Here is a 12,641-nt window from a genome sequence, read left to right as displayed (position 1 = left end):
ATTGGGAACAAACATGGCATTGCAAATCTACAACACAATGACGCGCAGCAAGGAACAATTTGTCCCGCAGGAATCAGGCAGGGTGAAGATGTACGTATGCGGTCCAACCGTCTACGGCTATATGCATATTGGAAATGCCAGACCTGTAATTGTTTTTGATACGGTCCGGAACTATCTGGAACAGATAGGGTATGAAGTTAATTATGTGACCAACTTCACGGATGTCGACGACAAGCTGATTCGCAAGGCCGAGGAGATGAACACTACAGTAGCTGAGGTTGCAGAAATCTTTATCAATGCTTATTGGGAGGATCTTGCAGGGCTTAGTGTAAAGCCAGCGACGATGAATCCCCGGGTTACGCAGAGCATGGAGTTGATTATTGAGTTCATTAAGGAGCTGGAAGAAAAGGGCTACGCCTATGAAAATGGTGGTGACGTCTATTACCGTACAGCCAAATTTTCTAATTACGGCAAGCTGTCCCGCCAGAATCTGGAGGAACTTCACTTCGGCATCCGGGTGGAAGTGGACTCACGCAAAGAAAAACCTGAGGACTTTGTCCTCTGGAAAGCAGCCAAGCCAGGAGAAATCCACTGGAGCAGCCCTTGGGGAGACGGACGTCCAGGTTGGCATATCGAGTGCTCGGCCATGGCCCGTGAGTTTCTTGGCGACACGATTGATATTCATGGCGGCGGACAGGATCTGCAGTTCCCGCACCATGAGTGCGAATGCGCTCAGACAGAGGCGTTGAGTGGCAAGCCGCTCTCTAACTACTGGATGCACAACGGGTTCATTAACATCGGCGATGAAAAGATGTCGAAATCGCTCGGCAACGGTCTGCTGGTGAAGGATATCCGCCAGCGTTTCAAAGCAGGGACGATCCGTTATTTTATGCTTTCCACCCATTACCGTAATCCGCTGAATTTCACTGAAGAATCCATGCTGTCCGCAGAAAAAAGCACTGAGCGTATCGCACTTGCGGAGAGCAATGTGAAGCACCGGCTTGAGCTTGATCCAGAAGGGGCCAAAGGGCAGGCAAGCGAGCAGATCACTGAACGGTTGACTGCCATTGTAGGCAATTTCCATGCCAAGATGCAGGATGACTTTAACACTCCTGATGCCATCACTGCTATGTTTGACTGGGTAAGTCTTGCGAACAATACGCTTGCGAATTCAGAAGCGCTGTCTGTGGACTTCGCGGCGCTGCTGCAAGCTTTTGCCGAAATGAATGCTGTGCTGCGCCTGACACCGGAGATTGAGGAAGAGGTTGCTGGAGAAGAAGTAGAAAGACTGATCGCTGAACGTGCCGAAGCACGCAAGAACAAGAACTGGGGACGCTCCGATGAGATCCGTGATGAGCTGAATGCAATGGGCATCCTGCTAGAGGATACTCCGCAAGGAATGCGGTGGCGGCGGAAATGAGCGGGCCATTTAATCTGGAGAGTGCCTGGTTTCCCTATGAGCCCTCCAAGCCGGCCCGACTCCTCTCTCCTTTGGTTCTGGCGTATGCAGGTGATGCTATCTATGAAGTGGCGGTTCGCCAGTATTTGATCTCACTGCCGAATCTGCGTCCGAATCATTTGCACCGTACAGCGACCGGGTTGGTCTCTGCCAAAGCGCAGAGCACAATCCTAACTTATCTGGAGCCGATGCTTACGGATGAAGAGAAGGATGTTGCCAGGCAAGGACGGAATGCCAAATCCGGAACCATTCCCAAAAATGCAGATGTGCTGGAATATCGGCATGCTACCGCCTTTGAGTGCCTAATCGGTCATTTGTATTACACAGGCCAGCAAGCCCGAATCCAAGAACTCGTTGACAGCAGTATACAGTATATGATGAACCGGCCTAAGTAAGGCTATAAGGGTATAGATATTAGAACAGGAGGCATGAACATGGAAGAATTAAGAACAGAAGAGGAAATATTGGCGGGCAAGCATTCAGTGCTTGAAGCGCTTCGCGCCGGTCGTACACTCAATAAAATATGGATTGCCGAAACAGCACAAAAGCACTTAACAGCACCCATTATTGCTGAAGCGCGTAAAGCGGGAATTGTGATCCAGCATGTGGATAAAAGAAAGCTGGACCAGCTTGCACCTGGAGTACAGCACCAAGGGGTAGTAGCACAAGCGGCACCCTTTGCCTATGCAGAGGTTGCAGATATTTTGGCAGCGGCAGAGGCTAAAGGAGAGCCGCCGTTTCTGATTCTGCTTGACGAAATTGAGGATCCGCATAATCTGGGCTCCATCCTAAGAACAGCCGACTGCACTGGTGTGCACGGAGTTATTGTACCGAAACGGCGGTCTGCACAAATCACGGCGACGGTGTCCAAAACTTCTGCAGGAGCTGTTGAATATGTACCAGTTGCACGCGTAACCAACCTCGGACAGACCATTGACCGCCTCAAGGAGCTTGGGGTCTGGGTAGTTGGAACCGATGTGGATACGGATCAGAATCTGTATGCCTCTGATATATTTACAGGTCCGGTAGCCGTGGTAATTGGAAATGAGAATAAAGGAATGGGCCGCCTGATCCGGGAGAAATGCGATGTGCTGCTGAAGCTGCCGATGGCCGGGAAGATCAATTCACTAAATGCTTCAGTTGCCGCAGGTGTTATTATGTACGAGGTGCTGCGCCGTCGGCATCAGCAAGGATAGTTATGGCCGACTGGCGCGATATTCTTCTTGTGGATGGCTACAATATGATTGGCGGCTGGCCTGATCTTGCCGCATTGTCACTTACAGGAATGCAGGGAGCGCGCGACCGGCTGCTGGATATGCTGGCTGATTATCAGGCGTTTTCCGGGCTGCGTGTCATAGCCGTTTTTGATGCGTACCGGGTACCGGGACTGGGCAGATCCTTTGTGCAGGGGAAAGTGCAGGTGTTTTTTACCAAGGAAAAAGAAACGGCGGATGAATGCATTGAGCGGCTGGTCGGTGAGTTCAATCACCGCAGACGGCAGATTTATGTGGCGACCAGTGATTTTGTCGAGCAGCATGTCATCTTCGCGCAAGGAGCGCTCCGGATTTCAGCCCGGGAGCTGCGGCTGGAGATCGAAGAAAACCAGAAGCAGGTCAAGAAGGCCATCGAGCCAGGGAGCATCAGTTCCAACAGGCATTCACTGGAAGAAAAACTGCCGCCTGAAGTTCGCAAACGGCTGGAGGACTGGCGCCGTCAGTAGAGTGGCGGAAATTGAAGCGTTTTCGTGAAAAATCCCATAATATGTTATTGAAGATTGATTTTGGACAATCTGCGGTTGACGGTGTAAGGTAACATAATATATACTGGTCCTATATTTCGCGAAGTAACGATGTGTCTTGCGTTGCAGCCGGGGGGATTCTTGGTGAGTGTCGACCTCAAGGAAATAATGCTGTCCGAGTATGATTTCATAAGCGATGAAGAAATTGTCGAGATCTTCCGTGGTGGCGACAGTGGCGCATTGGAGCATTTAATTAACAAGTACCGCAATTTTGTCCGTGCCAAGGCCCGTTCATATTTTCTGATTGGGGCAGACCGTGAAGATATCGTACAGGAAGGCATGATAGGCCTATATAAGGCAATTCGTGACTTCAAGGGCGACAAGCTTTCTTCATTCAAGGCGTTTGCTGAGCTCTGCATCACTCGTCAGATTATTACCGCAATTAAGACAGCTACCCGCCAGAAGCATATTCCGCTCAATTCCTATGTCTCATTGGACAAGCCAATCTACGATGAGGATTCAGACCGGACACTGATGGATGTTATTTGTGGAACACAGGTGCTTGATCCGGAAGAATTGATTATTAACCAGGAAGAGTTCATTGGTCTGGAAGATAAGATGGCCGAGATTTTGAGTGATCTGGAACGTAAGGTTCTAATGCTCTATCTGGACGGACGGTCCTATCAGGAGATTGCTGAGGATTTGAAGCGTCATGTGAAGTCGATTGACAATGCCTTGCAGCGAGTGAAACGTAAATTGGAAAGATATCTGGAAGTGCGTGACAATTGATGATACAATGTACAGGAAAGGCTCGGACATCGAGTCTTTTTTTAGTGTTTTAAGATTGTTCTATTGAAATGACACGAGATTATTGTCCTATGTCGTCAACAGCAGGTTTATAGACAGTGCAAATGCTCCATAATGATAGGTAGTAATGAATAAGTCAATCCCAAAAATGAAGACCTTCGTTTTATCGGCGGGCAATAACGGCAGATTCTCCTCAGGGATCTGAAGAGGGTTCAGGCAATTATGGATTCTGATCTTACTGGATGGACAGTGATTGGCGTGAAAAGGAAGACCAGAGACTACGTACGCAATAAGGCTTCAGCACCCGAAATTACCCAACGCGATGGGGGAAAACTTTCGTTGACACAGAGGTTGACATTATGCTAAAGTGTTTTAGGTAGGCCTAAATTCGCGGCTTTTTTTAGGATCAATATTTGCGTCTTCTAATTTCAAAGTTAGAGGGACGTCTTCGGGAGGTGCACATCATGCGGGTAATTATCACTTTGGCTTGTACAAGTTGCAAACAAAGAAACTATGCGACAACCAAAAACAAGCGAAATCACCCCGACCGCTTGGAGATGAAGAAATTTTGCAAGTTCTGTAACGAGCAAACTCCTCATCGCGAAACCAGATAGTCTTTGGAGGTGTAGTCGGCGTGAAACGTAGTTTCAAGTCTTTGTTTTCCTTTTTCACTGAGAGCTGGAGTGAACTCAAAAAAGTTCGCTGGCCTAGCCGTAAGGAATTGAAAAACTACACATTGATCGTTCTCGGTACAATTGTAGTAATCGCTCTTTACTTCTGGGTTCTGGACATCGGTATTTCCGCTGTGATCGAAAGGATTATTTAGAGAGGTCCCAGGTGGCTTGGTATGGAAAAAAGATGGTATGTTGTTCATACCTATTCCGGGTATGAGAATAAGGTTAAGGCCAATTTGGAAAAACGCGTTGAGTCCATGGGCATGGAAGACAAAATATTCCGTGTTCTTGTTCCTATGGAAGAAGAACTGGTAAACAAGGACGGCAAGAAAAAAACCGTCATGCGTAAAGTTTACCCTGGTTATGTTTTGGTCGAAATGGTTCAAACTGATGATTCATGGTATGTAGTCCGCAATACGCCGGGCGTTACCGGATTTGTTGGTTCGACAGGTTCCGGGTCCAAACCTACCGCTCTGCTTCCGGAAGAAGTTGAACAAATTCTGAAGCATATGGGCATGGTTGAACCTAAAGCGAAGATTGATTTCGAAATTAAGGAATCCGTACGTATTATGGTTGGTCCCTTTGCGAATTTTGTGGGCTCTGTGGAAGAAATTTTGGCTGATAAGAGCAAGATCAAAGTGCATGTCAACATGTTTGGACGGGAAACCCCGCTGGAGTTGGATTTCACTCAAGTGGAGAAAATATAACAGTCGCAAGGGTTTCTTGTGGGAGAACGCTATTTAGTGTTCGAATACCACTATTTTTGCAAGGAGGTGTCACTCATGGCTAAAAAAGTTATTAAAATGGTGAAACTGCAGATTCCTGCAGGGAAAGCGAATCCAGCGCCTCCAGTAGGTCCGGCGTTAGGTCAAGCAGGTGTCAACATCATGGCATTCTGTAAGGAATTCAACGCTCGTACAGCTGACCAGGCTGGCCTGATCATCCCGGTTGAAATTACAGTGTTTGAAGACCGTTCCTTTACTTTCATCACTAAAACTCCTCCGGCTGCCGTTCTGCTTCGCATTGCTGCGAAAGTAGAAAAAGGATCCGGTGAACCAAACAAGAAAAAAGTAGCGAAGCTGGGCCGCGCAGCGGTTCGTGAAATCGCTGAAACAAAAATGCCCGACCTGAACGCTGCATCTATCGAAGCTGCAATGCGTATGGTTGAAGGTACTGCCCGCAGTATGGGGATTACAATCGAAGACTAATATGTTTTCGATGAACCGGTCTTGCATGACCGTAATATGTGGGAGGAATTTCCGCTAATACCACAAAGGAGGAACATTTTCATGGCTAAACATGGTAAGAAATACCAAGAATCTGCTAAGCTTATCAATAGCGAAGCGACTTACGAGCCTTCAGAAGCTGTAGAGCTTGTGAAAAAGGCGGCAACTGCCAAATTCGACGAAACCGTTGAAGCAGCAGTTCGTCTGGGTGTAGACCCGCGTAAACAAGACCAAGCTGTTCGTGGTGTTGTTGTCCTGCCTCACGGCACAGGCAAAACACAACGCGTGCTTGTATTTGCAAAAGGTGAAAAAGCGAAAGAAGCGGAAGCTGCTGGCGCGGATTTTGTAGGTGATCAGGATATGATCAACAAGATCCAACAGGGCTGGTTTGAATTCGACGTCTGCGTAGCTACACCTGATATGATGAGTGAAGTCGGTAAACTTGGTCGTTTGCTTGGTGGTAAAGGTCTCATGCCTAACCCTAAAGCCGGCACAGTTACTTTCGATGTTACTAAGGCTGTTCAAGAAATTAAAGCCGGTAAAATCGAATACCGTCTCGATAAAGCAGGCCAAATTCACGCGCCTATCGGCAAAGTGTCTTTTAATGCTGAACAACTGAACGAAAACCTTAAATCCCTGATCGATGCTCTGAACCGTGCGAAACCAGCTGCTGCCAAAGGTGTATATCTTAAAGGCATCGCAATTTCGTCTACTATGGGACCGAGCGCTCGTGTGAATGCAGCTGCTTTCAGATAAATAAAGGTTGACTCTCTGGGTCATCTTTGATAATCTGTAACAGTTGTGAACTTTAAGGTGATCATTCTTCAACTTGAATATGCTTACCGTAGACAGTAGGTGCCGTGAGGCTTAATTCCCTACCGAGGTGTTGTGATAGAAACAAGAAGTGTATGGCACATGCCGGATCACTAACGTTTTATCAAGCCTTCGTGAATCTGCGGAGGCTTTTCTAATGCCTGCGTAGGACGGTGTGGTTTCTTCGGAAATAATCGCCGTAACATAATTTTTCAGGAGGTGTATACAATTGGCAAATGCAAAAGTAATCCAAGCTAAACAGGACGCGGTTGATGTTGTTACCGGCAAACTGCAAAACAGTATTTCTACTGTTGTTGCGGACTACCGCGGATTGAACGTTGCCCAAGTGACTGAACTGCGCAAGCAGCTTCGTGAAGCTGGGGTTGATTTTCAAGTCCTGAAGAACACATTGGTTCGTCGTGCCACAGCTGCGGCTGAACTGACTGAACTTGATGCCGTTCTGACTGGTCCTACAGCGGTCGCTTTCAGCGAAACAGACGCAGTAGTAGCCGCTAAGATTCTGAACGATTTCGCTAAAAAGAACGATGCTCTGAAACTTAAGGGTGGCGTTGTGGAGGGCCGTGTCATCGATGCGGACCAACTGAAAGCACTGGCTGAGCTTCCTTCCCGTGAAGGTTTGCTGTCTATGCTGCTTAGCGTACTTCAAGCTCCAATGCGCAACTTCGCGCTTGCAGTTAAGGCTGTTGCTGAGAAGGAAGAACAAAGCGCGTAAGCCTTTGATTCTAGTATCATAATCATTACCACAAATAAATTTAAATATAAAATGGAGGTTCAATCATGAGCAAAGAAACAATCTTGGAAGAAATTAAAGGCATGAGCGTATTGGAACTGAACGACCTGGTAAAAGCAATCGAAGAAGAATTCGGCGTAACTGCAGCAGCTCCAGTAGCAGCTGGCGGCGCAGTAGCAGCAGTAGAAGAAGAACAATCCGAATTCGACGTAATCTTGACAGGCGCTGGCGCTTCCAAGATCAACGTTATCAAAATCGTTCGCGAAATCACAGGCTTGGGCTTGAAAGAAGCTAAAGACCTCGTAGACAACGCTCCAAAAGCAATCAAAGAAAAAGTAAGCAAAGAAGAAGCCGAAGCTACCAAAGCAAAATTGGAAGAAGTAGGCGCAGCTGTAGAAGTGAAGTAATATAATTTTCGTGGTTTTGCAACGGGAATAGGTGTTATGCCTGTTCCCGGTTCTAGCAACCCCCTTGAACTTGTTCAAGGGGGTTGCTGTATAAGTAATGCCTTGCTAGAAAGAGCAGAACGAAAGGGAGGATTGTATGTCGCAGCATTATTACTCGCAGCAGCCGGATGCGCGTCATGACAGACGCACCATCGATACGGTTCTAAGAGGAAAAAGCCTCCGCTTTACCAGCGACGCCGGTGTCTTTTCCAAAGGAGATATTGATTACGGCAGCCGTGTACTAATCGAAACGATGGATATTCCGGATGGAATTTCCGTGCTTGATGTGGGTTGTGGGTACGGGCCGATTGGGATTAGTGCAGCTTATCTGGCTCCCAAGGGACATGTCACGATGATTGATATTAACAGCCGGGCGGTTGAGCTGGCCCGTGAGAATGCCCGGAACAACGGGATCAGCAATGTAACTCTACTGGAGAGCGATGTACTCTCTGCCGTGAAGGGGCAGAAATTCGATGTGATTTTGACAAATCCTCCGATTCGTGCCGGTAAAACAGTAGTACATCAAATTTTCGAACAAGCCTATGAGCATTTGAATGAGGGTGGAGCGCTGTGGGTTGTGATTCAGAAGAAACAGGGGGCACCATCGGCAGTAGCCAAACTTGAGAGCATGTTTGAGGATGTAGATGAAGTAGGGAAAGACAAAGGCTATCGGATTATTAAAGCACAAAAATAAAAATATATAGCCTGTTGACATGTATTGTCGATAGTGTTATTATTATAAAATGTCAGTATTAAGATAGGCTCCATGTCTTTAGTTTGCTGAAATGTCAAGTAATATATTGTCGCCGGTAAGCGCATGCCGTACGGCAAGTTTTTGCGAATTCAGTTCTCTATGTTCCTGTCACGGCGAGGGTCGCCGGGTCAATAGATAATAGCGCATAAACTGTTGCTTGGTGACGTATAATACCTACGTTTTAGGCAAATCTACGGATAAGGAGTATTTTGGCCGTGGAAAGATGCGCTCTTTTTTCGAAGATTTCGATAAGGGCTTTTCTTTATTTATGGCTGAGTCCTTGTGTTATGGTTCCATTATACGGGTCCAAACAAGGGTTCGCAATCAATTTTTAAGTGAGTAGACATGAGGGGTGAGTAAAGTTGGCAGGACATCTTGTTCAGTATGGTCGACGCACTCGGCGGAGCTATGCGAGAATTAAAGAGGTACTCGAGGTCCCTAACCTGATCGAGATCCAACAGAAATCGTATGATTGGTTTTTGGAGGAAGGTTTGCGTGAAATGTTCCAGGACATCTCGCCAATCCAGGATTTCACGGGTAATTTGGTGCTTGAGTTCATTGATTACAGCCTAGGCGAACCGAAGTATACGGTTGACGACGCTAAAGAGCGGGACGTGACATATGCGGCTCCTCTGCGTGTGAAGGTGCGGCTCATCAATAAGGAGACCGGTGAGGTCAAAGAGCAGGAAGTGTTCATGGGAGATTTCCCGCTGATGACGGAGACCGGCACTTTTATTATCAATGGTGCGGAACGGGTTATTGTCAGCCAGTTGGTTCGCTCTCCAAGCGTCTATTTCAGCACGAAAGTAGATAAGAACGGCAAAAAAACCTACACCGCCACAGTAATTCCAAACCGCGGAGCTTGGCTCGAATTGGAAACGGACGCTAAGGACATCATGTATGTTCGTATCGACCGGACACGTAAAATTCCAGTTACAGTCCTTCTGCGTGCTCTCGGTTTCGGCAGTGATGCCGAGATTCTGGAACTGCTTGGAAATGATGAATATATTCGCAATACGCTGGATAAAGACAATACGGACTCCACTGAGAAGGCGCTTATTGAAATCTACGAGCGTCTGCGTCCGGGCGAACCACCGACACTGGATAACGCAAAGAGCCTTTTGGTCGCACGTTTCTTTGATCCGAAGCGCTATGATTTGGCTAATGTCGGTCGTTACAAGATCAATAAAAAGCTGCACATTAAGAACCGGTTATTTAATCAGCGGCTTGCACAGCCTTTGGTTGATGAGGCTACTGGAGAAATTCTGGCGGAATCCGGACAAATGGTTGACCGCAGACTTCTTGATGAGCTGATCCCTTATTTTGAGAAAGAAGTTGCTGCCAAAACCTACCGTGTTACCGGTGGAGTACTGGATAGCGAAGATATCCCGCTGCAAACGATCGATGTATTCTCGCCGATCGAGGAAGGCCGGGTTATCAAGCTGATTGCCAACGGCAATATCGATAAATCCGTTAAACATATTACCCAAGCTGATATTATTTCCTCAATCAGCTACTTTATTAATTTGCTGCATGGTATCGGCAATACAGATGACATTGACCACTTGGGTAACCGTCGTCTGCGTTCCGTAGGTGAATTGCTTCAGAACCAATTCCGTATCGGGTTGTCCCGTATGGAACGCGTAGTGCGTGAGAGAATGTCGATTCAGGATGCGAATGCAATTACTCCGCAGGCCCTGATCAATATTCGTCCGGTTATTGCGTCCATTAAAGAGTTCTTTGGTAGTTCCCAGCTGTCGCAGTTTATGGACCAGACGAACCCACTTGCTGAACTTACGCATAAGCGTCGTCTATCCGCACTCGGACCCGGCGGTCTGACCCGTGAGCGCGCTGGCTTTGAAGTCCGCGACGTACATCACAGTCACTACGGCCGTATGTGTCCAATCGAAACACCGGAAGGTCCAAATATCGGTTTGATCAACTCCTTGTCCACCTTTGCCCGCATCAATGAGTACGGCTTTATTGAGGCTCCGTACCGTTGGGTGGATCCGAAGACCGGTAAGGTGACAGAACATATCGATTATTTGACCGCCGATGAAGAAGATAACTATGTAGTTGCTCAGGCGAATGTACAGATCGATGAAGATGGAACCTTTAAGGAAGACATGGTTATCGTTCGTTACAACAAGGATTCAGACAACATTACCACTATGCCTAGTAACCGCGTTGACTACATGGACGTATCACCAAAACAGGTTGTATCAGTCGCTACGGCGCTCATTCCGTTCCTCGAGAACGATGACTCCAACCGCGCACTGATGGGATCTAACATGCAGCGTCAAGCCGTTCCACTTCTGATTCCGAAGGCTCCGCTTGTCGGTACAGGGATGGAGCATAAATCCGCTAAGGACTCTGGCGTATGTATTGTCTCCAAATATGACGGTATTATTGAACGATCTTCTGCCAACGAAATCTGGCTGCGCCGGGTTGAGATGATTGAAGGTAAAGAAGTTAAAGGTGATATCGTTAAATATAAATTACACAAATTTATGCGTTCGAACCAAGGTACCTGCATAAATCAACGTCCTCTGGCTAAAAGAGGCGACGTTGTGAAGAAGGGTGACATTCTTGCAGACGGACCTTCCACAGAAATGGGTGAATTGGCCCTGGGCCGCAACGTAGTTGTTGCGTTCATGACTTGGGAAGGTTACAACTACGAGGATGCGATCCTGCTGAGTGAAAAGCTGGTAAAAGAAGATGTATACACTTCGATTCATATTGAAGAATACGAATCTGAGGCTCGTGACACCAAGCTGGGTCCAGAAGAGATTACCCGTGATATTCCAAATGTCGGTGAAGAAGCGCTTCGCAATCTTGACGAACGCGGTATTATCCGCATTGGTGCGGAAATCAATGCTGGTGACATCCTTGTCGGTAAAGTAACCCCTAAGGGTGTAACTGAACTGACTGCTGAAGAGCGCCTGCTCCATGCAATCTTTGGTGAGAAGGCACGTGAAGTGCGTGATACTTCGCTGCGCGTTCCTCATGGTAGTGATGGTATTATCGTTGACGTAAAAGTCTTCACCCGTGAGAATGGTGATGAACTGCCACCGGGTGTGAATCAATTGGTTCGTGTCTATATTGCTCAGAAACGTAAGATCTCTGAGGGTGACAAAATGGCCGGACGTCACGGTAACAAGGGCGTCGTTGCCCGTATTCTTCCTGAAGAAGATATGCCTTTCCTGCCAGATGGTACGCCAGTACAGGTAGTACTGAACCCGCTGGGCGTTCCTTCCCGTATGAACATCGGACAGGTGCTGGAAGTTCATATTGGTATGGCCGCACTTCGTCTGGGTATTCACGTAGCTACTCCAGTATTTGACGGTGCACGTGAGTATGACGTCTTCGATACAATGGAAGAAGCCGGCATGCAGCGCAATGGTAAAACTGTGCTATACGATGGCCGTACAGGTGAACGCTTTGAACGTGAAGTAACTGTCGGTGTCATGCACATGATCAAACTGGCGCACATGGTTGATGATAAGATTCATGCCCGCTCCACAGGTCCTTACTCGCTCGTTACCCAGCAGCCACTCGGCGGTAAAGCCCAGTTTGGTGGACAGCGTTTCGGGGAAATGGAAGTTTGGGCGCTTGAAGCTTATGGCGCTGCATATACACTTCAAGAAATCTTGACAGTGAAATCCGATGACGTGGTAGGACGTGTGAAGACTTACGAATCCATTGTTAAAGGTGAGAATTTGCCTGAACCTGGTGTGCCTGAAGCGTTCAAAGTATTGATCAAGGAACTGCAGTCGCTGGGTATGGATGTTAAAATCCTCAGTGGCGATGAGCAGGAGATTGAGATGAAAGAACTGGACGATGAGGACGAGACGTCAGGCGATAAGCTGAGCCTTAACTTGGAAGGCGCAGAAGTCGGTATAGAATAGTTCTGGTTAAGATTAATTTCATTGAAATGAACCGTGCCCTCTGTTGACCTAACCGTCAAGAGAGG

Annotated in this window: 14 protein-coding genes and 1 other annotated feature; all 14 genes read left to right on the top strand. The window is 47.4% G+C overall.

Annotation, left to right across the window (positions count from 1 at the left end; all coding sequences use genetic code 11):
- Window positions 1–13 precede the first annotated feature (13 nt).
- A complete protein-coding gene (gene cysS, locus A3849_RS21880; RefSeq protein ID WP_074113301.1) occupies window positions 14–1,420 on the top strand; it encodes a cysteine--tRNA ligase in 1,407 nt (468 codons plus the stop codon).
- Complete coding sequence (locus A3849_RS21875; RefSeq protein ID WP_074113300.1) at window positions 1,417–1,854, top strand: Mini-ribonuclease 3; 438 nt, start codon at window positions 1,417–1,419, stop codon at window positions 1,852–1,854. Before cysS ends, A3849_RS21875 begins: the two co-directional genes overlap by 4 nt.
- A gap of 39 nt (window positions 1,855–1,893) precedes the next feature.
- Entirely contained in the window at window positions 1,894–2,655 is a 762-nt protein-coding gene (rlmB, locus tag A3849_RS21870) for a 23S rRNA (guanosine(2251)-2'-O)-methyltransferase RlmB (RefSeq protein ID WP_074086513.1), read from the top strand.
- Window positions 2,656–2,657: 2 nt separating this feature from the next.
- Window positions 2,658–3,179, top strand: coding sequence for an NYN domain-containing protein (locus A3849_RS21865; protein WP_074113299.1), 522 nt, complete (start codon window positions 2,658–2,660; stop codon window positions 3,177–3,179).
- Window positions 3,180–3,341: 162 nt separating this feature from the next.
- Entirely contained in the window at window positions 3,342–3,986 is a 645-nt protein-coding gene (sigH, locus tag A3849_RS21860; RefSeq protein ID WP_019908203.1) for an RNA polymerase sporulation sigma factor SigH, read from the top strand.
- 482 nt (window positions 3,987–4,468) lie between these two features.
- Window positions 4,469–4,618, top strand: coding sequence for a 50S ribosomal protein L33 (gene rpmG / locus A3849_RS21855; protein ID WP_074086515.1), 150 nt, complete (start codon window positions 4,469–4,471; stop codon window positions 4,616–4,618).
- A 20-nt stretch (window positions 4,619–4,638) separates the two neighbouring features.
- Entirely contained in the window at window positions 4,639–4,830 is a 192-nt protein-coding gene (gene secE / locus A3849_RS21850) for a preprotein translocase subunit SecE (RefSeq protein ID WP_019908206.1), read from the top strand.
- Window positions 4,831–4,851: 21 nt separating this feature from the next.
- On the top strand, window positions 4,852–5,385 hold the full coding sequence (gene nusG / locus A3849_RS21845; RefSeq protein ID WP_020427084.1) for a transcription termination/antitermination protein NusG: 534 nt from the start codon (window positions 4,852–4,854) through the stop codon (window positions 5,383–5,385).
- A gap of 75 nt (window positions 5,386–5,460) precedes the next feature.
- Complete coding sequence (rplK, locus tag A3849_RS21840; RefSeq protein ID WP_020427083.1) at window positions 5,461–5,886, top strand: 50S ribosomal protein L11; 426 nt, start codon at window positions 5,461–5,463, stop codon at window positions 5,884–5,886.
- Between the two features lie 81 nt (window positions 5,887–5,967).
- Entirely contained in the window at window positions 5,968–6,660 is a 693-nt protein-coding gene (gene rplA / locus A3849_RS21835) for a 50S ribosomal protein L1 (protein WP_074086516.1), read from the top strand.
- A gap of 68 nt (window positions 6,661–6,728) precedes the next feature.
- Window positions 6,729–6,882, top strand: a sequence feature (ribosomal protein L10 leader region).
- Window positions 6,883–6,946: 64 nt separating this feature from the next.
- Window positions 6,947–7,450 carry a 50S ribosomal protein L10 gene (gene rplJ / locus A3849_RS21830; RefSeq protein WP_074113298.1) on the top strand — a complete coding sequence of 168 codons (504 nt, stop codon included), beginning with the start codon at window positions 6,947–6,949 and terminating at the stop codon, window positions 7,448–7,450.
- A gap of 65 nt (window positions 7,451–7,515) precedes the next feature.
- Entirely contained in the window at window positions 7,516–7,875 is a 360-nt protein-coding gene (gene rplL, locus A3849_RS21825) for a 50S ribosomal protein L7/L12 (protein ID WP_074113297.1), read from the top strand.
- A 136-nt stretch (window positions 7,876–8,011) separates the two neighbouring features.
- Window positions 8,012–8,608: a class I SAM-dependent methyltransferase gene (locus A3849_RS21820; RefSeq protein WP_074113296.1), complete on the top strand. Its 597-nt coding sequence runs from the start codon at window positions 8,012–8,014 to the stop codon at window positions 8,606–8,608.
- Window positions 8,609–9,030: 422 nt separating this feature from the next.
- Entirely contained in the window at window positions 9,031–12,576 is a 3,546-nt protein-coding gene (gene rpoB, locus A3849_RS21815; RefSeq protein ID WP_074113295.1) for a DNA-directed RNA polymerase subunit beta, read from the top strand.
- The last annotated feature ends 65 nt before the right edge of the window (window positions 12,577–12,641 follow it).

Source organism: Paenibacillus sp. P46E (assembly GCF_001909095.1).
In the GTDB taxonomy this organism is placed as follows: Bacteria; Bacillota; Bacilli; order Paenibacillales; family Paenibacillaceae; genus Paenibacillus_AQ; species Paenibacillus_AQ helianthi.
Note: the sequence above shows the minus strand (reverse complement) of the source record. Positions and strands in the feature narration are given on the sequence as shown.